This is a genomic window from Pseudomonas oryzihabitans (assembly GCF_001518815.1).
GTDB lineage: Bacteria > Pseudomonadota > Gammaproteobacteria > Pseudomonadales > Pseudomonadaceae > Chryseomonas > Chryseomonas oryzihabitans_E.
Map to the genome: position 1 here is coordinate 2,401,413 of NZ_CP013987.1, position 20,869 is coordinate 2,422,281.

The window sequence follows — 20,869 nt, forward strand, 5'->3', positions numbered from 1 at the left end:
GACCATGATGATGGCCCTCGGCAATTTCATCTTCAGCCTCTACACCCTCGCCTACCAGGAGCTCCAGCGGCAGACCGACTACCGCCACGCCAGCAGCTCCCGCGTGGGCGCCGCGCCGGCGCGCCAATTTCTGGGCAAGGGCGACGACAGCATCACCCTGCCCGGCTGGCTCGCCCCGGAGCTTGCCGGCACGCCCAGCAGCCTGGACGTGCTGCGCTACATGGCCGGTACCGGCGGCGCATGGCCGCTGATCGAGGGCAGCGGGCGGATCTATGGCCTCTGGGTCATCGAGAGCATCACGGAGACCAAGACGCTCTTCTTCTCGGACGGCACCCCGCGACGCATCGAATTCAGCATCGCCCTCAAGCGCGTCGACGACGACACCGGCCGCGAGCTGCTCGGCGCCGGCATGGCCGGCATGGGCACCCTGCTGAGGAAACTGTTGTGATCCAGGAGCTGCTCGACACCGCCTACGGACAGCTGCGCACCCTCGGCCGCGACCTGGTGCAGGGCGCCACCTATGCCCAGGCGCGCTACCAGATCCTGGTCGACGGCAAGGACATCAGCGCCCTCATCGCGCCGCGGCTGATCAGCCTGGATCTAACGGACAACCGCGGCCTCGAGGCCGACCAGTTGAGCCTGGTGCTGTCCGACCATGACGGCCTGCTGGCCATCCCGCCCCGGGGCGCCAAAATCCGCCTCTGGCTGGGCTGGTCCACCACCGGCCTGATCGACAAGGGCAGCTACATCGTCGACGAGACCGAGCACAGCGGCGCCCCAGATGTGCTCAGCATCCGCGCCCGCAGCGCCGACCTGCGCAAGGGCCTCAAGACCAAGCGGGACCAGAGCTACAGCGCCACCACCCTCGGCGCCGTGCTGCGCGTCCTGGCCGCACGCCAGGGCCTCACCCCGCTCATCGCGCCCGACCTTGAGGCGCAGCCCGTCCTGCAGCTGGACCAGACCGGCGAATCGGACGCCAACCTCCTGACCCGCCTGGGCGAGGACTACGACGCGGTGGCCACCGTGAAGGCTGGCCGGCTGCTGTTCCTCCCGGCCGGCGGCGGCAAGGCCGTGAGCGGCGCCGACCTGGGCCACGTCACCCTCACTCGCAAGGACGGCGACCAGCACAACTACCTCCAGGCCGATCGCGAGAGCTACGACGCCGTGCGTGCCTTCTACTACGACGTCAACAGCGCCAAGAAACAGGAGGCCATTGCCGGTGGCGGCGAGAACGTGAAGGACCTGCGCCACACCTACACCGACCAGCTCTCCGCGCTGCGCGCCGCCCGGGCCGAGTGGAACCGCCTGCAGCGCGGTACTGCCACCCTCACCTACCAGCTCGCGCTCGGCCGCCCGGAGCTCATGCCCGAACTCACCTACACCCTCCAGGGCGTGAAGGCCGAGATCGACGCCATCATCTGGTACGGGGGGAACGTCCAGCACAGTCTCACGGCCAACGGCGGCTACACCACGCGCCTGGAGCTGGAAGCCAAGCTGCCGGAGGACCTGGTCGCCGACCTGGTCGACGAGATCCAGAGCGACTTCACCGGCATCATCGCCTACTACCGCGATCCCAAGACCGGCAAGGAGCATACCCTCAGCGAGGGCGACCAGAGTAAGCCGCGGCGGCTGCGGCATCTGTATGCCACGAAGGCGACGGCGAAGCGGGCAGTGGAGCGGGAGTGGAAGCGGCTGCAGGAAAGTCACTCAGCCTAAACCTAGACCGCCCGTGAAGCGGAACGCATGAAGCCCTCGGCTACTACGACTGGGTGATAGATGTCATGGAGGAGTTGATGAAATTCACCCTTCTCACCAGAGGTCGGGACGCCTACCTGGTTGATCGCTACTCCGAGCCCTAGGAGAGCGCCGAAGCACTCGCTGCGCGGGTCAATTAGCGTTCTATCTGATCGACGGCCTTTCAACCCACCAAAACAAGCAGTGAGATTGCTCATGTTTACGTAGCCAAAACGGCGGCGAGGCGGGCAGTTGAGCGGGAACTCAAAATGACCCAATAGAGGCATTTTCATATCACAGCAAGAATGTTGACCAGCTCACATTCGCCTGTCATCTTATGACCCTAGCAAGGAAGCACTGCGCGTCTACATGCATATAGGCACTGCTTCCTACCCATAGATACGGATATTAGAAGAGATACGAAATGGAATTCGATTTTTCAATAAAATATGACTCCGAAGTTGAAGAATTTGATGGCCTTGACATGTATCATGGATCAAAATCCATGCAAGGTCTTTCAGAAGTAATAGCCATTGCAACCCACGGAATTGTAAACAAGCATTTTATAAAAAAAACCACAGCTGCAAAGGGTTTCAAGAATGAATTCAAAACAAGCTTCGAAGGATCTTTCAAGCAGCGCTTCAAAGTTATATTCAACACTGAAAGAACAATAAGAAGAATCAACGAAATAACCCCTCGAAGCTATATTGAAATTCTCAAAAAATCCATAAATGAAGTTATAGGAAACAATATCGATCTGACCAGGCGAACCGCCATCAGAAATTTCGCTGATATGTATTTTAGCGAAGATATTAGCCATCGAATCTCAACATCGCTAAAAGATGTGCACGCGCCCATCAAAAACCAAGGCTACAAGGCAACTCTCTATGCTGCCCAAACGCCTATAGCGACTTTCAACCAGCAGACCCTCTCTTATCTCGAAGAGGAAATAATGAGCGACGAAAGGGAAACCCTTATTGTGGGTATAAGTCGCTTTAATGGCCGCACAGCAACTGGACGTCTCATTGCCGGCCTAGATGATGAGTCCTTCAGTTTTGTTCCTGCAAACCCACTCAGAACTGACAAGAAAAGAGAGCTAGCCAGAAGCCTTTACGGAGTAGCGGCAGGGCGATTCGAGCCAGTTAGAGTCGAAGTCACCAGAGTCACGTTAAATAATGGGATGACTAAATTTTTCTTCCTGCACGACGTATCATCGATAGATGACTAAGTCTATTTTCATAGCGGCAATACTAACCCTAATTATTGCCGCATATAGCTTTTATTTTATCCTAAACCCACACATACCTGAGCCATCTGAACTTGGGCCGCTCGGCGACTTTATCGGCGGAAATATAAATCCAATACTAACTTTTATCTCGACAATTGTATTGGTCGAAACATTTGTGGTCCAATCCCACGCAGCAAAACTTGCAAGAGAGGAAAGCAAAGAGGCTAGAGAGGCGCTACGTCAACAAACAAAAACTGCAGCTATTCAGATATTTGAAACCTCATTTTTCAATATCGTCAACATGTGTCTAAATGACTTTTCCAGCACTGAAATAGTAAAAAATGGACGGTCGATCAAAGGATCAAAAGCCTTCGAGGAAATTGAAAAGAATTTTCAATTTTTAAAATCGAGAGGAATGGATCCTGGCGAGCTATTCGCCCACCTTGATTCCGACCACAACGACATCTGCTTCAATGTTATAAAAAATTTCTCTATCCTTTACGACTTCATAAAAAATAACGCACCTGAAGGCTCGTCCGAAAAGTATATATCCATTTTAAATAGACTTATACCAACACATTTAAACTACATAATATGTATAGCTGAAAACCATATGGAATGGCCCATACTAAAACCATATCGGGAGTGCGGTTTTTTCGAAAGAAAAAGCATTGATAAACTAATTAAAGCCTATGCATGATAATCTGATTATCTAGCTTATAAGGCATCGATGATTCAGCATACCTATCATCCCGCCCGCGGCAGCTCCCCCCACCGCGTCGTATACCCCCGCGACAGCAGCTCCCGCCGCATCTGCCACCCCGGATCGGCAGGCATCCGCCCCACGTGCAGCGCCGCCTGCCCGTACCGGGCATTGATCCGGTCCACCACCTGCATCAGCTCGCTGGGCTGCCCCTGCCCGGCCGGGGCGGAGAGATCCGGCGTGAACTCGTCCGTCTGCACGATGCTGCCCAGCACCACCGCGCACTTCGAATAGGCGTAGCCCTCGCGATAGATGGGGTCCAAGCCGGCCAGGGCGGACTGCACCAGGATGCGGGTATCGTTCGGATGCGCGAGCTGGATGCCCAGGCTGCGGTGGTAACGGCGTTCCTCGGGTTCGTGCTGGCCGGTTTGCACGCTCACCAGCAGCATGGTGCACAGCGCCCCTGCTCCTGGAGCTTCTCGGCTGTTCGGGCCACCTAGGTTGCGGCACATCCTATGAGGCACACTCCCTAGTCCGCAGGACGGAATGGAAGCCAGTGATCAAGCTTATAGATTGCATTAGCGATGCTTTTCAGCGTGGAAGCGTGTTTAGGGTTCCAGGGAAATACCCGTACGAAGAAACGGTAGATTTCATGGTTTTTGAGACGCTGGAAGAAGACCGCCGTTTTGGGTTGATGGTTACCACCGGCTATAAAGCTGGCTTGACCCTGCTCCGTCTACCTGCCGAGAGCAACCATGGTACGTGTGGGCTGAGCAAGGACTGGGTAATAGCAAACTGGGCCAAGTGGATCTATCCAGACTGCGATGTATCGCAGGTAGCCGTCTATGAGGGCTATGGGCCAGGCGTCAGTGTTCGCGCCCATGGGATGGCATAGAAGGCCTAGGCACGGGCTCTCTAAATACCTAGCCACGTGGAACCGCCTGCGGCGCGGTACCTCCATCCTCACCTACCAGCTCGCCTTGGGCCGGCCTGAGCTCATGCCTGAGCTGACCTACCCCCTGCAGGACGTGAAGGCTGAGATCGACGCCATCATCTGGTACGGGCGGAACGTGCAGCAAAACCTCACCGCGGAAGGCGGCTACACCACCCGGCTAGAGCTGGAGGCCAAGCTGCCTGAGGACTTAGTCGCCAACCTGGTCGGCGAGATCCGATGCAAATGGCCGCTGTCGACCCATAGCTGACCTTCGCACCGGGCGGCATGTGGCCAAAAATGACTGTCCGACTGATGAAGCGTAGATGCCGTTGGCCGCGAAGTGCTAACGTCATTTACTCTCGTTTTCGAAGGAGACCTAGGTGGGAGTATTCTTTGAGTCGTATCAGGCGAAGATGTGTTGCTTGTGTGGATCTGGTGAGTCGCTAACTGGTGAACACAAGATCAAAGCATCTGCCTTGCGAAAAATCTTCGGAAACGATCGCATGGTCATCGGAATTTTTGATGGCGAGAGCATTGTACGTCCCGCGCAAGGCCCAAAATCCGAAGCTTTTCACTTCACCGCCCGGATGTGCTCGACGTGTAATGGAGCGAGAACACAAGCAGCCGATAGAGAGTTCGACAGGTTTCATGCGCTGGTATCAGAGCGTTGCCTGAAAGGCGAGGATCCGTCTTCAGTTTTCGACCTACCCCAGTATGAGATCGGTAGCGAAGCCTATCTCAATGTGTTCCGCTATTTTTCAAAGCTGTTATGCTGCCATGTCGCGGAGTCCTCCGGCCCTCGACCGTTGGATGTCAGTCGGTTTGCCATTGGTGACGTTGACCGTAATGTTGTTTGTCTTAGTATTGATTCGGATCCAACCTATCTCGATTTCCGGGAAGTGTACGGTGAACATAAGTATGCAGCCCATGGGGGGCTAATCGTCCCCCTAGACTCGATGACTAGACGGCCTACACGTTTCATTAGCTCAATCAGCCTAGGCGCGGTTCGGTATAGGTTTTGGACTAAATTACTACCGATTTCGGGAGAGGCTTTAAGATGGTTTCATCGGGCATTTTGGGATAAATGCCAAGCGGCTTATAAAGATGCAGTCGAAAACCCGCTATCAGATGAGCAGAAGCGCCGTCTGGGCCTTTAGGCACGCGGAGAATTCCACAGATAGCGCAAGCATGGCATCGCGTGCTTAGCCACACAAGCTTGTTCTTTTTGAATCTTTTCAGCACCTCCACACAACTCGAAAATTGTCTCGGAGCGCGATCCCGCCTCATCAATTATTTACCCGAAAGCAGCCTCTCACTCTTTCCCGCTATACCGTTCGCCTAGCACCCTCTTCATATTTTCCTCAATTGATTTAGCGTCTTGTACCGCTTTATCAAATTCGGCTTTGCTGTTCGGCCGCCGACCAAACTCATCTTGAAAATAGTAAGAGCCGTCCTTCATTTTTACCGTCATGAAACCGCTCTGAAGCGCTGTCGCATAGTTTCGAGGCATCAAAAATCTTCCCAGCTTGCTCCACAGAGTAATTTCAAGATGGCGTTCGGGGAACAAGTCTTGCTCGTTGCAGCTCGCGATGTATCGCTCTGCACGGGTTTTAATTATATAGTTGACCTCTCGCACCTGTTTCTCAGAAAGCTTTCTGCCTCTCTGAATTCCATCGTAAGTAACTATCGGATTATCAAAAAGTCTTGGATTGGTGCGTGATCTTCTAGCTCGAAGTTCGCCTTGCTTGCGCCCCCACTCCCTATGTGTGATTACCATCAAGTGGTTGCTATCGAGTGGAATTAAGGTTTGGGTTCCCAACCAGTGCTGGGGAACGTCTAAACCTTCCGGTATGGCACGATCTTTCGGAAAAACGTGAGGATTGAAAAATGTCACGGGGTGATCTGAAAAAATGAACTTGGTCTCTGACTGGGCAGCTTCAAAAATCTCTATAGCGCCCTCCATCCACATCACACAGTGCATCCTGCGAACTTCCTGCATGCGAACCATGAGTTCTTGCTGATTTTTCGTCGCAAGTGTTGACTGGAGGAATCGGAGGCCTTTAGGGGTGCGCAATCGGAGGGCATCAAGGAACTCGAAAATTTGGGTGTATGTAAAGTGCACTTTGTTCCAGTCACGTTCGAGTAACGCCTGAATTGCCTCCTTCCCCGTTCTGTCTATTGATCCAAACAGAAATCTTTCGATGTCATCATTCGGTTCGCCCAGCACGCGGGTGGTGTATAGATCCCGCTCAAAAAACCAAGCATCTGGCCCCTTGGTTAGAATTGCACGCGCTTGACCGACAATCGCTCCTTTAGCATCGCGGAAAATCTCGGGCCGCAAATCCAGTATTTTGAACGCGGTATTACCCTGTAGAAGAAATCCCCTCTGATACCACTGGGGCACGTAGTGATGTCGGTACGACTGTTGTTTGATAATTGCGATTCTCCATGCTTCTTTAGACTACTTAAGCTTCCTCTTTTGGCCGTATGCAGACCTCGACGAAGGTCTGCTATGGGTCGGTAGCGGCCTTCCACAATCTACTGAAATCGAGCCCCAGCCAATTGCCTCATCGATCGAGATTGGCAGCTGCGCATGATCCTCGGCCGAACTCTGAAAGCCGGTGATCTTCAACCGTGCCTGGGAAAGCGCGAGCTGGGCGAGTCTGCGAACCCGTGTCTGAAAAGCGTCCATGGTGGCACCTTTATACTGTACGTATAAACAGTATAAGAGACGCTATTAGAAATAGGCCAACAGACGAAGCGACGAGTGGAGCTCAGACGGTGAGAGAGGTGCCTTGAAACCAGTCGCAGTATCCTCCCCGTCTGGATCACTTCGCCCCCAGCCTGACATCTGTTTCCATAGAGGCTGAACGCTTACGCATCAGTGGCCCGCTGACCCTGGCCAGGTCCAGCACAAGCAGATAAACCCGTTGCTGATCATCTCGGGATAGCACCCTTACAGCCTCCAGCAGTTGCGCCTCGTATTCACAGGCGGCCGAAGGCACGGGTTGTCGACCAGAGATCATGAAAGGGGCTTGCTTGAGCTGTTCCATAGGTACTGCACACTCCTTGTTACTGTATGCAAGTACAGTACATTTTGTGATGCAGGTCGCCAACCGCCGAAGGCCAAAAAGCCCAGCTCTGGGCTGGGCTTTCGCGTTTCTTTTTGAGGCCTTCAGGGCTTATCGGAGTCTAGGCTGCCATCCGCCGCAGCCATGGCAAAAGCCATACGGCGCACCGACTCTTTGTTGTAGTCGGACATACCTCTGACGTAGAGAAGAATCTCCGCCTCTAGCGGCCCGACAGAGGCTTCACTGATGGCAGTAGAGCGTTGTCCCGTGATGACGAAGGACACATCCACACCTGCGCGGGATAGCGCTTCCAGATACAGAGCGTCAGGACTCCGCTCATCCTTCTCATACTTCACTTGGGCGTTTGTCTTCACGCCGCCGATTTCGCCGAAAACCCCCTGAGACATGCCGAGGCGCTCGCGCTCCTCCTTCAACCGGCTGCCGATTGAACTCATTTGAATAGACTTACCCTGTTGACTTAACTCATTTGAGTGATACAGTTCGCCTGACTTAACTCATTTGAACGAATTTGAACTATGACAGCGCTACGCACGCCGGCACAAGCACGCGAGGTCTTGGAGCGCGAGGGCAGGAGCATCGCGGACTTTTGCCGCGAGCATGACCTTGATGCTTTCACCGTGTACCAGGTACTGGCAGGCAAGAAGAAGGGAAAAAGAGGCATGGCGCACCGCGCTGCGGTACTGCTGGGCATCAAGGATGGAGAGGTAGCCACCGCTAAGGCAGAACAGTACGGACCACTGGCCCAGGGAGAAACTGGAAGATGAAACGCCCTGCCCTAGAGACCCGCCGCCAAGTCATCAGCGCCGTGATCTGCGCCTACCCGGGCGGTCGTGAATGCGCCGCCGCCCGCCTCGGCCTACCACTCAAGAAATTCGACAACCACGCCTACGAGACCGCCGGCTGCCGCCCGCTCAATGACCAGCAGATCCTGCTGCTGGAGCAGGAGACCGGCACCACCTACTTGGTGGACTACCTCGCGGCTCAGTACGGCGGCTTCTTCGTGCGCCAGGCCGAGGTCGGCGACCTGGACAACCTGGATCTCTACGCCCGCTCCGTGAAGACCGCCGTCAAGCGCGGGCTGGTGGACCAGATCATCGGCCAGGCGCTGGAAGACGGCGTCATTGATGAGAAGGAAGTCGTCCAGATCCTCGGCGCCCACCGCCGGCACCTGGCGGCGCGCGAGGAAGAGGTCTGGGCGGTGATCACGCTGCATGCGGCGAGAAGCAGCGGCCGCAAGCACTAGCCACAAGACACACCCTGAAAGCCTGCCAGGACGGCGGGCACGAAGTCGGCGCGGAGCGCCAGAACCCGGCTCAGCCGGAGCCGCTACAGGCGGCAGGGAAGAGAAATGGCGTTGTTCAAGAAACAGAAGAAGGGGCAGTTCTGGTGCTGCTTCTGCGGTGCGCCCCTGGTTTGCCGGACCAGCTGGTTCGCCCACGTATTCCTGCGCCAGCAGGTATTCCAGTGTCACTTCGCGCCCTGCAGCGCGTCGTTCTACGCCCACACCGAGCTGACCCACCTGGCCAGCCCCAGCGGCCTGCCCAACGCGCCGGCCTGCGAGCTGCCGCCCAGCACCAGCCACCTCAACGCCATGGCGCAGAAGGTATACGCCAGCAATCTCGCCATCCGCGAACAGCAGCTCGGTCTGCTCGACGACCAGGAAGAAGCCCAGCAGCCCACCAGAGAGGACATCGCATCGTGACTACCGCCAACCACCCCGCTGACTACCTCGACACCATGCAGGCCGCTGCCCTGACCTACCTGCGCCGCCATGAGTGCGAGCATCTGGGCCACAGCCAGTCCCTGCTCACCTGCGCCGCCGAGCACCTGCAGCTGATGGGTGTGCCCCAGCACACCGCCGAGCGCCTGGTGGCCCGCGCCCATGATCAGCTCGAAGCCCTCAAGGGCCATCGTTTTCTGGACATCGACTCCAGCACCGGCGACGTCGTCGTCCTAGTCAACCCGGCCACCGGCCTGCGCTACCGCATCCCGGTCCAGGAGATCTTCGACGCCCTGATCGACGAAGACCCCGGCACCCAGCGCGCCACCCGCTAACCCCCTGACTGCCTGATCCATGCCCGCCTTGCGTGGGTATGGGTGAACTGCGCCTTTTTGCCGCGAGACCCACCATGCCGAACACCCTTCCCGTCCAGATCGAGCTGCCGCCGGCGGTCGCTGAAACCTTCGCCCGCTGGCTCCAGGGCCGCGCCGATTACACCGTCAACCAGCACTGGAACGAGCCGCGCTATGTCCGCATCGAGGACACCGACAAGCGCCGCGCCGCCATCCTGCGCCGCTTCCCGTCCATGCTCGCCGCCCACCAGACCGCCACCCAGATCCGCGCTCAGCTCGCCCAGGTGGAGTGCTGAGCATGTACGCGATGGATCACCAGCTCCGCGCCGACGTGCTGCAGCGCCTCGAGGGCGACCTCGGGATGCGGCACATCGCCGGGACGAACTACATGCGCAAGGGCGAGTGCCCGGCCTGCCACAAGCGCGAGCTGTTCACCGATCACCGCGCGCCCTGGGTGCTCAAATGCGGACGCGAGTCGAAGTGCGGCCAGACCTGGCACGTCAAGGAGCTCTATAGCGACCTGTTCGAGGACTGGTCCGAGCGCTTCAAGCCCACCAGCGACGCGCCGGCTGCCAGCGCTGACGGCTACCTCCAGTTCGCCCGCGGCTTCGACCTGAGTCTGATCAAGGGCTGGTACAGCCAGGAAAACTACTGGGATCGCACCCAGGGCCTCGGCTCGGCCACCGTGCGCTTCCCGCTGGCCAAGGGCGGCTATTGGGAACGGCTGATCGATCGACCCTCGCGCTTCGGCAAACAGAAGGCCCGCTTCCAGCCGGGGGCCAGCTACCGCGGCGTCTGGTGGTGCCCGCCGAGCCTGGACCTGCAGACGGTTCAGGAGCTCTGGATCGTCGAGGGCATCTTCGACGCCATCGCCTTGACCCACCACGGCATCGCTGCCGTCTCGGCCATGAGCAGCAACGCCTACCCCGAGCAGTCACTCAAGGAGCTGGCCAGCGCGCGCCAGGGCAAGCTACCGAAACTGGTCTGGGCCCTGGATAACGAACCCGGCGCCCACCACTATACCCGCCGCTGGGTCCGCCAAGCCCGCGAGCTGGGCTTCAAGTGCGAGGCCGCGCAGATCCCGCAACCGGGCAGCCGCAAGGTCGATTGGAACGACCTGCACCAACGCTGGGCCTTCGAGCAGGACGACAGTAAGCGCGAGGACCGCCGCGACCAGGACCTCAAGGAGGCTCGGTACCACGGCGCCTTGCTGCTGGCCGATACCGCCGCCGAGAAGGCGGTGCTGATGTACGAATGGCGCGAGCGCCACGAATTCCACTTCACCTTCGAGAGCCGCCTCTACTGGTTCAAGCTCGACCTGGACAAGTACAACAAGGCCCTCACCCACATCGAGGAATCCGAGCGCGACGAAGACCGCGAGCTGACCACCAAGCAGCAGCGCGACAAGGCCATGCGCCTGGCCGGCAACGTGGTCGAGATCGCCAACTGCGCGCCCCAGGCGCTGTACTTCCAGCGCAACGAGGTTACCGACGAGTCCTGGTACTACTTCCGCGTCGAGTTTCCCCACGACGGCGCGCCGGTGAAGAACACCTTCACCGGCGCCCAGGTCGCCGCCGCCAGCGAATTCAAGAAGCGCCTGCTCAGCATGGCCGCTGGCGCCGTCTTCACCGGCAGCGGCACCCAGCTGGACAAGATCATGAAGGACCAGCTCTTCGGCCTGAAAACCGTGGAGACCATGGACTATGTCGGCTACAGCCGCGAGCACGGCTGCTATGTTTTCGGCGACCTGGCAGTGCGCGAGGGCCAGCTGCACCAGGTCAACGACGAGGACTACTTCGACTTCGGCAAGCTGCGCCTCAAGACCCTGCAGAAGACCATTGGCCTCAAGCCCAACCCCGCTGCCGGCGACTACCGCAGCGACTGGCTGCCGCTGCTCTGGACCTGCTTCGGCGCCAACGGCCTCATCGCCCTCACCTTCTGGTTCGGCTCGCTGTTCGCCGAGCAGATCCGCGCCCGCTACCAGTCCTTCCCCTTCCTGGAAGCCACCGGCGAGGCCGGCGCCGGCAAGACCACGCTGCTGACATTCCTCTGGAAGCTGTTCGGCCGCGCCGGCTACGAAGGCTTCGACCCGTCCAAGTCATCCACCGCGGGCCGCAGCCGCGCAATGGGCCAGGTCGCCGGCATGCCCATCGTCTTGATCGAGGGCGATCGCAACGACCCGGAGAAGGCCCACGCCAAGAGCTTCGACTGGGACGAACTGAAGGACTTCTTCGGCGGCGGCACCCTGCGCACCCGCGGCATGAAAACGGCGGGCAACGAGACCTACGAGCCGCCGTTCCGCGGCACCATCGCCATCAGCCAGAACGCTCCAGTCAGCGCCTCCGAGGCCATCCTCACCCGGATCGTGAAGCTGCACTTCACCCGCCCGGTGCTGACCGACGAGAGCCGGGCCGCGGCCGACACGCTGAGCCGCATGGACGGCGTGGCCCTGAGCCACTTCCTGCTGCTGGCCACCCGCAAGGAAGCCGAGGTCTTAGCCCGCTTCCACGAGCTCTTCCCGCAGTACGAGGCCAAGCTCCGCCGCCTGGGCGACACCTGCTTCTGCTGCGGCACCCGCCTGACCGGAGACAGCCATCGCTGCAGCAGTTGCCAGAGCGACCTGGTCGGCCACCTGCGCATCGAGCGGATCGTGAAGAACCACGCCATGTTCCTTGCCCTGCTCGACTGCCTTGCCTTGGTGGTGACCATCCCCGAGGACATGGTCCGCCAGACCCAGCGCACCATGGTCCGCATCGCCCTGGACCGCCAGGCGGCCATCAGCGCGGATAACCCGGTCGTGACCGAGTTCTGGCAGGTCTACGACTACCTGCAATCGCTCAGCGAGCACCCGGTCGTCAACCACAGCAAAAACCCGGCTGAGGTGGCCATCAACCTCAACGAATTCATCGAGCGCGCTGCCGAGCACCGCCAGCGCCTGGCAGACATGAGCACTCTGCGCGAGCTGCTCAAGGACAGCCGCCACTTCCGCTACCTCGACAACAAGGCCGTCGACAGCCGCATCCGCGAGCTGCAGCGCGCCGCCGCCCCGCTCGACAACCGGCCCAGCAAGGTTCGCTGCTGGGTCTTCAGCAATCCCCACTACCAACCTGCGGACAAGGCCAGCAGAAACCGCTGACAGACAGAAACGAAAAGGCCCGGGAGAGCGGCAACTCCCCCAGGCCCTGCCACCACCCCTGGAGATTCATCATGCCAATGACTCAGAGCAGCAGCACTCACCAGCCTATCACGCTCCACCCCACCCTCGTCCGCCGCTGCCGGGCCACCGCCCTGCTTGGCGAGGCACTGATCCGCTACCAGGTCAGCAATGCCCTGGGCGATCGCATCCACCTGCTGGCCCTGGCCAGCATGGCCAACACGCTAGGCGCGCTCACGGACCAGGACGCCAGCGTCATCAACCAGACCCTGGACCGCACTGGAGGCGCCCATTGAACACGACGTTCCTACTCATGGCTCAGTACCAAGGCGCGGCGGTCATTCCGCTGGAGCGTCTTTGCGCTGACTACTTCAGCCACCTGACGCCCGCCAAGCTGCGCAGCAAGATCGTGGCGGGCGTCATCGACCTGCCGCTGGTGCGGATTGAGAACAGCCAGAAAGCCGCCCAGGGCGTGCACCTGACGGACCTGGCTCGTTACCTGGACGTGCAGCGTGAGCGGGCTGTCCGCGAGAACGACAAGCTGCACAACCGGGCGAGCTAGCGCGGCACGCGTGCGCCGAGCACCACTGGCGCCGCGATGATCCTCTCCAGCCAGGGCCATCCCGCATAGGGATCGCCCTGGCCTTTCAGGTGCGTATAGCGCCGCATCGAGTTCCAGTCCCGATGGCCCGACACGCTGGCCACCCGCGGAATGTCCCAGTCCATCTCGAACAGCCGGCTCACCCCGTCGTGGCGCAGGTCGTGGAAGCGCAGGTCCTGCAGGCTGAGGAACTGGCAGGCCTTGGTGAACGACGCCGAGATCGAGTCACCGTTGTAAGGGAAGATCTCCTCACATTCCCGCGGCATCGACTGCAGGATGGCCCAGGCCTCATCCGGTAGATGGCACCAGACGTGGTTGCCGATCTTCTGCCCCGGGTTCTTCATATCGCGCACCAGCACCGCCTGCCGGCGCTCGTCCAGGTCGTCCCAGCGGATCCGCGTGATCTCCTCCTGGCGGCGGGTGGAGAAGATCGCGAAGGCGATCACCTTGGGCATGTTGATCGATGCCGGCCGGCGCCGCTGCATCTCGAAAAAGTACCCCAGCAGCTGATCCAGCTCCTGGGGTTCGGGACGCCGATCGCGCTCCTTGCTCTTGCTGATCATGCCCATTTTTTTGAGCACCCGGCGGGCGTCGGCCATGGCATGCGGATCGATCTCATAGCCCCACGCCGGCCGAGCGATCGACAGAACAGCTGCCAGGTGCGAAAGGTCGTTGCCCACCGTCTGCGCCTGTACCCCACCGCCTTCGGAGCCCATGCGCCACTGGCCATATTCCACCAGACGCTGGCTGCTAAGCTCGCGGTCCTCCAGGTCACCGAGCCACGTCTCGCCAATGGCCCTCAGCGTTGCCTCCTTGGTCCGGCCGAGCGTAGTACCGAACTGCTCCACGTAGCGGGCGATCATCTGTTGAACAGTCGATCCCTTCCGCTTCGCACGCTCCAAGGCACCTGGCTGGGCAAGCTCAGTTTCTCGCTTTTTCAGCCACGCCTGCGCGGTCTGCTTCCGGTCGAAAGTCTGGCTTTCCTGATAGACTCGAACTCCATCCCGCATGATGCGGAGTTGGGCCGTATAGCCCGTGCTGCCATCCTTCCGGCGGCGTGACGTTATCGTCCCCATTTCGATTTGCTACATGACCGTTTGCGATTGCTACATTGTAGCAACGCACCTCTAAAAACCGTCTGAAATGTAGCAAAACGAGCCTAGAACAGACGTACCGAGATGCTTGCCGAAACCGCCTCAAACCCAGCAACCACGCGCCCTGAGCCGTCCCGCCGCTTTTCCGTGGCGCCCATGATGGACTGGACGGACCGTCACTGCCGTTATTTCCATCGCCTGCTGTCCCAGCACGCCCTGCTCTATACCGAAATGGTCACTACCGGTGCCTTGCTGCATGGCGATGCCCAGCGGTTTCTGAGCCATGACGAGACCGAGCATCCCCTGGCGCTACAGCTGGGTGGCAGCGTGCCGGCTGAACTGGCCGCCGCAGCGCGGCTGGGTGAGCAGGTGGGTTATGACGAGATCAACCTGAACGTTGGCTGCCCCAGTGATCGCGTGCAGAACAACATGATCGGCGCCTGCCTGATGGCCTATCCCGAGCGAGTGGCTGACAGCGTCAAGGCGATGCGCGATGCCGTGGCCATTCCGGTGACGGTCAAGCACCGCATCGGCATCTCCGGGCGAGACAGCTACGAGGCCCTGCGGGACTTCGTCGGCCAGGTCGCGGAGGCCGGTTGCCGCAGCTTTACCGTGCATGCGCGCATCGCCATCCTGGAGGGCCTGTCGCCCAAGCAGAATCGCGAGATTCCGCCGCTGCGCTACGACGTGGCAGCACAGCTGGTGCAGGATTTTCCGGATCTCGAGTTCATTCTCAATGGCGGCATCAAGACCCTGGATACCTGCCGGGAGCAGTTGGAGGTCTTCGATGGGGTGATGCTGGGTCGCGAGGCCTATCAGAACCCCTATCTGTTGGCCGAAGTGGATGTGGCGCTCTACGGCTGCGATCGTCCGCAACTCACCCGTCATGAAGTGATGCTGCAACTGCGGCCCTATGTCGAGGCGCACCTGCAACAGGGGGGCGTCATTCATCACGTCACTCGCCACGTCCTGGGTCTGGCGCAGGGGTTTCCCGGCGCGCGGCGCTTCCGCCAATTGCTGTCAACCGATCTGCATCGCAGCCCTGAACCGCTGCGCCTGTATGACGAGGCCACTGAACTTCTCAGAGGTCACTGAGTCACGTCTCCACGATGTCCATTCGCTAACCGAAGGAAAGACCTGCCATGAGCAAGCTGGAACAACTCAAGCAATACACCACGGTCGTCGCCGATACCGGCGATCTGGACGCCATCGCCCGTCTCAAGCCCTACGACGCCACGACCAACCCCTCGCTGCTGCTCAAGGCTGCTGCCCTGCCCCGCTATGAAGAACATCTGCAGGCTGCCTTCAGTGGCGCGGGTGGCGACATCGGCCTCGCCTGCGATCGATTCGCCGTGGCCGTCGGTGGCGAGATCCTCAAGCTGATCCCCGGGCGCATCTCCACCGAGGTGGACGCACGCCTGTCGTTCGACACCGGCGCCACCCTGGACCGTGCCCATCGTCTGATCGAGCTGTACGAGAAGGCCGGCATCGGCAAGGACCGCGTACTGATCAAGATCGCCTCCACCTGGGAAGGCATCCGCGCCGCCGAGCAACTGGAGAAGGAAGGCATCCAGACCAACCTGACCCTGCTGTTCTCCTTCGCCCAGGCTGCGGCCTGCGCCGATGCCGGCGTGTTCCTGATCTCGCCCTTCGTCGGTCGCATCTACGACTGGTACAAGAAGGCCGAAGGCCGTGACTACGAAGGCGCCGAAGACCCGGGCGTGAAGTCCGTGACTCGCATCTACCAATACTACAAGGCCAATGGCTACGACACCGTGGTGATGGGTGCCAGCTTCCGCAACCTGAACCAGATCGAACAGCTGGCCGGCTGCGACCGCCTGACCATCAGCCCCGAACTGCTGCAGCAGCTGTCGGACGCCCAGGGCGACCTGCCCCGCCTGCTAACCACCGACACCAGTGGTGGTGAGCCCAAGCAGCAGCTGAACGAACCTGCCTTCCGCTGGGCACACAACGAAGACGCCATGGCCACCGAAAAGCTGGCCGAAGGCATTCGCCAGTTCGCGCGGGATCAGGAAAAGCTGGAAGTGTTGCTGCCCGGCAAGCGCTGAGTGATAGCGCGGTCAGTGCCTTTCGAGGGCACTGACCAGATCGCGAAAGGCGTTGCGGTTGGATTCATTGAGGCCCATCAACACCCGGTGGGCTTCAAGCACACGACTGCGTACCTCGGCTTCTGACTGATCCTGCGGTGGCAGATCGGTCAGGCAGTCCGGGCAAGGCACTACGGTTTCGACGATATTGAACACCTGATCGAAGCCCATGGAATCCAGCAGCCGCAGGATGTCCGGGTTGTTCGTGGTCAGCATGGGCAATAGCCCGATGCGCTGCCGTGACAGGATCGACAGCTTGGCCAGCAGGCCCAGGGTGGTGCTGTCGATGCTCTGCGTCTCCGTCAGGTCGATGACGATGGACGAGAAATTCAACGACGAGAAGATGTGCTCGATGGTCGCGTCCAACGCCGAGCAGAGGGTCAGACGCACCTCGCCGGTAAACTTCAGGACGAAGGTACCGTCCTGCTCGGCAAATTGGATTTTTCCGGTGCTCATGCCAGGTTCCTGCTCAACACCAGCAAAGCGATATCGTCAGGCATCTCGGTAACGGATGCCAGATCCAGGGCTTCGCTAAGGCCTGCCAGTGTACCGCCAGCACGGCGGACGTAGTCGGGCAAGCTGTGTTCTTTCTCTTTCAAATTGTCTCCCGGCAGCAGATCGAAGATGCCATCCGAAAAGAGGGTCAGGCTGAAACGCTCGGGCAAGGCCATCTGGTGGTCATTGTAGGTGGCCTCCTGGAACAGGCCGACCGGCAGCCCCTTGCCCAGCAGGAAGCGGGTTTCTTCCGGCGTGTGCAGGACAGGCAAAGGCAGATGGCCACCGATGCTGTACGCCAGGGTACCCGTGGTTTCGTCGATGACGCCACCCAGCATGGTCACGTGCTTGCCCAATTTGCAATCCAGTAGACCCCTGTTGATGTGACCGAGCACATCCGACGGCTTGAATTCGGGCAGCGTGCCGTTGCGCTTGGACTCATAGAGCAGGCGCGTGGTCATGAACTTGAGCAACACGGTCACGAAGGCCGACGAGGCGCCATGACCGGAGACGTCGGCCAGGTAGAAAGCGACCCGGTGTTCGTCGATGCGAAAGTAGTCGACGAAATCGCCGGACAGATAGAGCGAGGGGATGATTTCGTGGGCGAAGTTCAGCCCCTCGGTCTCCCAAGGCGTCACTGGCAGCATGTTCATCTGCACGTGGCGCCCGGCGTTCTGGTCTTCCTGCAACAGGCTCAGGCTGGCCTGCAGCTCGCGATTGGTGTTTTCCAGCTTGACCCGATAGCGATCGTTTTCCAGGCGCAGGCGGGCGCGATCCAGGGCCCGATTGACCGAGTGCTCGAGCACCATCAGGTCTTCAAGTGGCTTGATCAGGTAATCGGCCGCGCCTAGCCGCAGGGCTTCCACGACGTCGCTCATGACGCCGGCGCCGGACAGCACCAGCACGGGCGTATCGATGGACAGCTCACTGATGCGGCGCAGCAGCGTCAGCCCGTCGACCTGCGGCATGCGCAGGTCGCAGATAATGAGGTCAGGCTGTTCGCGCTCGAACATCTCTAGGCCCTGCTGACCATTGCTGGCTTGCAGGACATTGAAGCCACTGTCTTCGAGATAGTCGGCGAGACTGAGGCGAACCACCTCGTCATCGTCAATGATCAAGAGCGTGGCAGGCGAATTAGACATAGAGGATCCAGGCATGCACCCGAACGGCAAACCGGCGGACACGATCCGACACGGGCCACGGTGATTACGACACGGCGGAGACACTACTCCCATCCACCGGGGCGTTCAAGCTTGCCAACCGGATGGAATTTCTTTACAGGGTGCCGTTCATGAGTTTATACCTCCAGCACACCGCCATCCATCCTCCCAAGCAGTAGGATTGCCATGAGTACCATTGACCGCTCTTACAGTGAAAAGCGCGATTTCATTCGCATGCACATCGACTCCAAGGCCGTACTGAAGGTGGGCGATGCCTCCTTCGAGGCGCGCTGCGTCGATTTGTCCAGCACCGGTTTCCAGATCGAGGCCGCCACCAGCCTGCAGGTCGGTGACAAGGTGACTGTCGTGATTCCCTCCAGCCATGCCGAACTCCCCGGACTGGAAGCGGATGCCGAGGTCCTGCGCATCCAGGCTAGCGATTCGGGCAAGCAGCTGCTTGGCCTGTCCGTGCTCGACATGCGCTAGGCGCAAAGACCATAAAAAAGGCAGCCCACGGGCTGCCTTTTTTTATGGTCCGGGACTAGAAGTCGTCGACCACGTGACCATCCTTGACCTTGAATTCGCGGGTCTGCAGATAGGCGTTGCGAATGAACACGTACTTGTCGCCAGTGATCAGGCGCTCGGCCTGCAGCAGACCGGCACGGGTATCGACGGTGCTGAGGGCGAAGGCGCTGTTACGCACGGCCACATCATCGACATAGGGATAGGCACTGGTGTAGCTGTCCGGTACCCGGGCCAGGCCATCACGTATGCTGCTGGGGCCAAAGAACGGCAGGACCAGGTAAGGACCGCTACCGGCGCCCCACTTGCCCAGGGTCTGGCCGAAGTCTTCGTCGTTGCGCTGCAGGCCGGCCTTGGTCGCCACGTCTACCAGGCCAAGACCACCCAGGGTGGTATTCATCAGCAGGCGCGCCGTATCGACCCCGGCGTGCTCGACCTTGCCCTGCAGCAGGTCGTTGGCCAGGTTGCGCACGTCACCCAGGTTGTTGAAGAAGTTGCTTACACCGGTCTGCACGAAGCCGGGAGTGAAGCGCTGATAGCCCTGGGCGACCGGCTTGAGGGCATAGGTGTCCAGGGTATCGTTGAACACGAAGATCTTGCGGTTGAAACCTTCCCAGGGATCGGGATTCTCGGCTTCAGCCGCCATCGCCTGACCGGCGAACGTCAAGGCCGTTACAAGGAGCGCTCCCCAGACCCTGGAACCACGTCGCTCGATCATCATCGCTTCTCTCCTCGTTACACTCAGACGCCTGAAAGGCGCCGATTATAGTCATAGCTTTGCCACTTTGGCTTAGGGCCAGGCGCTGTCACTCGATCTTTGACCCGCCGTTGCGGTCAAAGAATCCGAACACAGGAGAAACGCCCCATGACCACCTCTCATTTGCAGGAACAGCTCGACCACCTCCGCCACCAGCTGGACCAGGATCCGCCCGCCTCGCCCGAGGATCGGGAAGAACTGGAACTGCTGATCCGGGACATCGAATTCCAGCTGGCTAACGAAGATGCCACCCATACCCGGGATGGCAGCCTGGTGGAAGGCGTCAATCTGGCCGTGGAGCGTTTCGAGGTCAGTCACCCCACCATGGCCGGCACGCTGCGTTCGATCATGAACAGCCTGAGCAGCATGGGCATCTGATCACTGCCGTACGTAGCGCTCGGCGGCGGGCTGGATGGCGTCACTGCTTCGGTAGGGATTGATGTCCAGCCCACCGCGCCGCACATAGCGGGCGAACACCGTCAGCTTCACCGGCTTCAGTAGCCGCCACAGATCCAGATAGATGCGCTCGACACACTGTTCGTGAAAGTCCGCATGCTGACGGAAGGCGACCAGGTAGCGCAGCAAGCTTTCCGGATCCAGCGCCAGCCCCTCTGCGTACTCCACCACCACGGTGCCCCAGTCAGGCTGTCCGGTGACAGGGCAATTCGACTTGAGCAGATGGCTGTAGAACCTCTGACTATCGCGTGCTTCACCCACGCTCAGCAGGTCCGCCTGCGGGTGGGCGTAGCGATCCACGCTGACATCCAGATCATCGACGCACTGGCCGTCCGGGCGCTGCACACCCCGGGTCGTCCAGGCATCCAGCGATACCAGGCTGACGCCCACAGCACCGCCGGCTGCTTCGCTCAGGTCCTTGACCAGTACGGCTTCGAGTTCGGCCATGCTGGCGAACACCGACTGGTTCAGGGAGTTGAGGTACAGCTTGAACGACTTGGATTCAATGATGTTCGGCGAATCGGCCGGGATGGCGAATTCGGCAATGGCCACCACCGGCTTGCCGGAAGGCAGCAGCCAGGACAGCTCGTAACAGGTCCAGACATCCACACCGCGAAACGGCAGGCTCTGCCCGTGCAGGCCCAGCTCCGCCCACTTGGGCGCGCGCGGGATCGGATAGAGCAGCGTCGGCGCGTACTGGCTGACGTACTCGGTGCTTTTGCCCAGGGGCGATTGTTCTACGCTATGCATGACGCTCA

General features: G+C 59.8%; 27 protein-coding genes and 2 pseudogenes. 20 read left to right on the forward strand and 9 right to left on the reverse strand.

Translation table 11 applies throughout. The features are described 5' to 3' along the window. Positions 1–4 precede the first annotated feature (4 nt). The 5 genes and pseudogenes from APT59_RS11120 to APT59_RS22430 all read left to right on the forward strand — a co-directional run bounded on the left by APT59_RS11120 (position 5) and on the right by APT59_RS22430 (position 3,662). Positions 5–448: a phage tail protein gene (locus APT59_RS11120; RefSeq protein ID WP_027599413.1), complete on the forward strand. Its 444-nt coding sequence runs from the start codon at positions 5–7 to the stop codon at positions 446–448. Continuing rightward, positions 445–1,716, forward strand: a complete 1,272-nt coding sequence (locus tag APT59_RS11125) for a phage late control D family protein (RefSeq protein WP_027599414.1) — start codon at positions 445–447, stop codon at positions 1,714–1,716. The genes APT59_RS11120 and APT59_RS11125 overlap by 4 nt, the downstream gene beginning before the upstream one ends. Positions 1,717–1,731: 15 nt before the next feature. Then, positions 1,732–1,859, forward strand: a pseudogene (locus APT59_RS22725) (arsenical resistance protein ArsH); the annotation flags it as partial. A 299-nt stretch (positions 1,860–2,158) separates the two neighbouring features. Continuing rightward, complete coding sequence (locus tag APT59_RS22425) at positions 2,159–2,962, forward strand: hypothetical protein (protein WP_156428948.1); 804 nt, start codon at positions 2,159–2,161, stop codon at positions 2,960–2,962. Further along, the gene (locus APT59_RS22430; protein ID WP_156428949.1) at positions 2,955–3,662 is read left to right on the forward strand and encodes a hypothetical protein; all 708 of its coding nucleotides are present in this window, start codon (positions 2,955–2,957) and stop codon (positions 3,660–3,662) included. Before APT59_RS22425 ends, APT59_RS22430 begins: the two co-directional genes overlap by 8 nt. A 47-nt stretch (positions 3,663–3,709) precedes the next feature. Here the strand turns inward: APT59_RS22430 and APT59_RS11130 are convergent, their stop codons facing one another. Then, complete coding sequence (locus APT59_RS11130; RefSeq protein WP_051398751.1) at positions 3,710–4,114, reverse strand: DUF4113 domain-containing protein; 405 nt, start codon at positions 4,112–4,114, stop codon at positions 3,710–3,712. Between the two features lie 155 nt (positions 4,115–4,269). On the opposite strand from APT59_RS11130, the gene imm45 reads away from it, so the two are divergent. The 3 genes and pseudogenes from imm45 (at position 4,270) to APT59_RS22435 (ending at position 5,756) form a co-directional block, all read left to right on the forward strand. Continuing rightward, positions 4,270–4,560, forward strand: coding sequence for an Imm45 family immunity protein (imm45, locus tag APT59_RS22180; RefSeq protein WP_237140611.1), 291 nt, complete (start codon positions 4,270–4,272; stop codon positions 4,558–4,560). Positions 4,561–4,591: 31 nt separating this feature from the next. After that, positions 4,592–4,831, forward strand: a pseudogene (locus tag APT59_RS11135) (phage late control D family protein); the annotation flags it as partial. Between the two features lie 148 nt (positions 4,832–4,979). Then, entirely contained in the window at positions 4,980–5,756 is a 777-nt protein-coding gene (locus tag APT59_RS22435) for a hypothetical protein (protein ID WP_156428950.1), read from the forward strand. A gap of 155 nt (positions 5,757–5,911) precedes the next feature. On the opposite strand, the gene APT59_RS11140 is transcribed toward APT59_RS22435, so the two are convergent. The 3 genes from APT59_RS11140 to APT59_RS11150 form a co-directional block, all read right to left on the reverse strand. Continuing rightward, positions 5,912–7,003 carry a DUF4238 domain-containing protein gene (locus APT59_RS11140; protein ID WP_059314907.1) on the reverse strand — a complete coding sequence of 364 codons (1,092 nt, stop codon included), beginning with the start codon at positions 7,001–7,003 and terminating at the stop codon, positions 5,912–5,914. Between the two features lie 424 nt (positions 7,004–7,427). Next, positions 7,428–7,652, reverse strand: coding sequence for a hypothetical protein (locus APT59_RS11145; protein WP_027599416.1), 225 nt, complete (start codon positions 7,650–7,652; stop codon positions 7,428–7,430). A 122-nt stretch (positions 7,653–7,774) separates the two neighbouring features. Then, complete coding sequence (locus APT59_RS11150) at positions 7,775–8,125, reverse strand: helix-turn-helix domain-containing protein (protein ID WP_027599417.1); 351 nt, start codon at positions 8,123–8,125, stop codon at positions 7,775–7,777. A gap of 81 nt (positions 8,126–8,206) precedes the next feature. On the opposite strand from APT59_RS11150, the gene APT59_RS11155 reads away from it, so the two are divergent. The 8 genes from APT59_RS11155 to APT59_RS11190 all read left to right on the forward strand — a co-directional run bounded on the left by APT59_RS11155 (position 8,207) and on the right by APT59_RS11190 (position 13,480). Next, on the forward strand, positions 8,207–8,455 hold the full coding sequence (locus APT59_RS11155; protein WP_059314908.1) for a hypothetical protein: 249 nt from the start codon (positions 8,207–8,209) through the stop codon (positions 8,453–8,455). Then, positions 8,452–8,934, forward strand: coding sequence for a YmfL family putative regulatory protein (locus APT59_RS11160; RefSeq protein WP_027599419.1), 483 nt, complete (start codon positions 8,452–8,454; stop codon positions 8,932–8,934). The genes APT59_RS11155 and APT59_RS11160 overlap by 4 nt, the downstream gene beginning before the upstream one ends. Before the next feature lie 105 nt (positions 8,935–9,039). Beyond that, positions 9,040–9,393, forward strand: coding sequence for a hypothetical protein (locus APT59_RS11165; RefSeq protein WP_027599420.1), 354 nt, complete (start codon positions 9,040–9,042; stop codon positions 9,391–9,393). Then, on the forward strand, positions 9,390–9,746 hold the full coding sequence (locus APT59_RS11170) for a hypothetical protein (RefSeq protein WP_027599421.1): 357 nt from the start codon (positions 9,390–9,392) through the stop codon (positions 9,744–9,746). Before APT59_RS11165 ends, APT59_RS11170 begins: the two co-directional genes overlap by 4 nt. Before the next feature lie 74 nt (positions 9,747–9,820). After that, positions 9,821–10,060: a hypothetical protein gene (locus APT59_RS11175; RefSeq protein ID WP_027599422.1), complete on the forward strand. Its 240-nt coding sequence runs from the start codon at positions 9,821–9,823 to the stop codon at positions 10,058–10,060. A gap of 2 nt (positions 10,061–10,062) precedes the next feature. Continuing rightward, positions 10,063–12,900, forward strand: coding sequence for a toprim domain-containing protein (locus APT59_RS11180; protein WP_082696333.1), 2,838 nt, complete (start codon positions 10,063–10,065; stop codon positions 12,898–12,900). Between the two features lie 71 nt (positions 12,901–12,971). After that, positions 12,972–13,214, forward strand: coding sequence for a hypothetical protein (locus APT59_RS11185; protein WP_059314909.1), 243 nt, complete (start codon positions 12,972–12,974; stop codon positions 13,212–13,214). Continuing rightward, complete coding sequence (locus tag APT59_RS11190; RefSeq protein ID WP_027599424.1) at positions 13,211–13,480, forward strand: pyocin activator PrtN family protein; 270 nt, start codon at positions 13,211–13,213, stop codon at positions 13,478–13,480. The genes APT59_RS11185 and APT59_RS11190 overlap by 4 nt, the downstream gene beginning before the upstream one ends. Here the strand turns inward: APT59_RS11190 and APT59_RS11195 are convergent. Beyond that, complete coding sequence (locus tag APT59_RS11195; protein WP_059314910.1) at positions 13,477–14,595, reverse strand: tyrosine-type recombinase/integrase; 1,119 nt, start codon at positions 14,593–14,595, stop codon at positions 13,477–13,479. The two genes, APT59_RS11190 and APT59_RS11195, sit on opposite strands and share 4 nt — an antisense overlap. A 102-nt stretch (positions 14,596–14,697) precedes the next feature. Between APT59_RS11195 and dusA the strand changes: the two genes are divergently transcribed. After that, positions 14,698–15,708, forward strand: a complete 1,011-nt coding sequence (gene dusA / locus APT59_RS11200; protein WP_059314911.1) for a tRNA dihydrouridine(20/20a) synthase DusA — start codon at positions 14,698–14,700, stop codon at positions 15,706–15,708. A 47-nt stretch (positions 15,709–15,755) separates the two neighbouring features. Next, positions 15,756–16,682, forward strand: a complete 927-nt coding sequence (tal, locus tag APT59_RS11205; RefSeq protein ID WP_059314912.1) for a transaldolase — start codon at positions 15,756–15,758, stop codon at positions 16,680–16,682. 12 nt (positions 16,683–16,694) lie between these two features. Here the strand turns inward: tal and rssC are convergent, their stop codons facing one another. After that, a complete protein-coding gene (gene rssC / locus APT59_RS11210; protein ID WP_059314913.1) occupies positions 16,695–17,177 on the reverse strand; it encodes an anti-sigma factor antagonist RssC in 483 nt (160 codons plus the stop codon). Beyond that, a complete protein-coding gene (gene rssB / locus APT59_RS11215; RefSeq protein WP_059314914.1) occupies positions 17,174–18,358 on the reverse strand; it encodes a two-component system response regulator RssB in 1,185 nt (394 codons plus the stop codon). The genes rssC and rssB overlap by 4 nt, the downstream gene beginning before the upstream one ends. A gap of 204 nt (positions 18,359–18,562) precedes the next feature. Between rssB and APT59_RS11220 the strand changes: the two genes are divergently transcribed. After that, positions 18,563–18,862, forward strand: a complete 300-nt coding sequence (locus APT59_RS11220; RefSeq protein WP_059314915.1) for a PilZ domain-containing protein — start codon at positions 18,563–18,565, stop codon at positions 18,860–18,862. A 55-nt stretch (positions 18,863–18,917) separates the two neighbouring features. Here the strand turns inward: APT59_RS11220 and APT59_RS11225 are convergent, their stop codons facing one another. Continuing rightward, entirely contained in the window at positions 18,918–19,619 is a 702-nt protein-coding gene (locus APT59_RS11225) for a VacJ family lipoprotein (protein ID WP_156428951.1), read from the reverse strand. 144 nt (positions 19,620–19,763) lie between these two features. Here APT59_RS11225 and APT59_RS11230 point away from each other — a divergent pair, with 144 nt between their 5' ends. Beyond that, on the forward strand, positions 19,764–20,033 hold the full coding sequence (locus APT59_RS11230; RefSeq protein ID WP_007158392.1) for a DUF4404 family protein: 270 nt from the start codon (positions 19,764–19,766) through the stop codon (positions 20,031–20,033). On the opposite strand, the gene queF is transcribed toward APT59_RS11230, so the two are convergent. Further along, positions 20,034–20,861 carry an NADPH-dependent 7-cyano-7-deazaguanine reductase QueF gene (queF, locus tag APT59_RS11235; protein ID WP_059314916.1) on the reverse strand — a complete coding sequence of 276 codons (828 nt, stop codon included), beginning with the start codon at positions 20,859–20,861 and terminating at the stop codon, positions 20,034–20,036. Between the last annotated feature and the right edge of the window lie 8 nt (positions 20,862–20,869).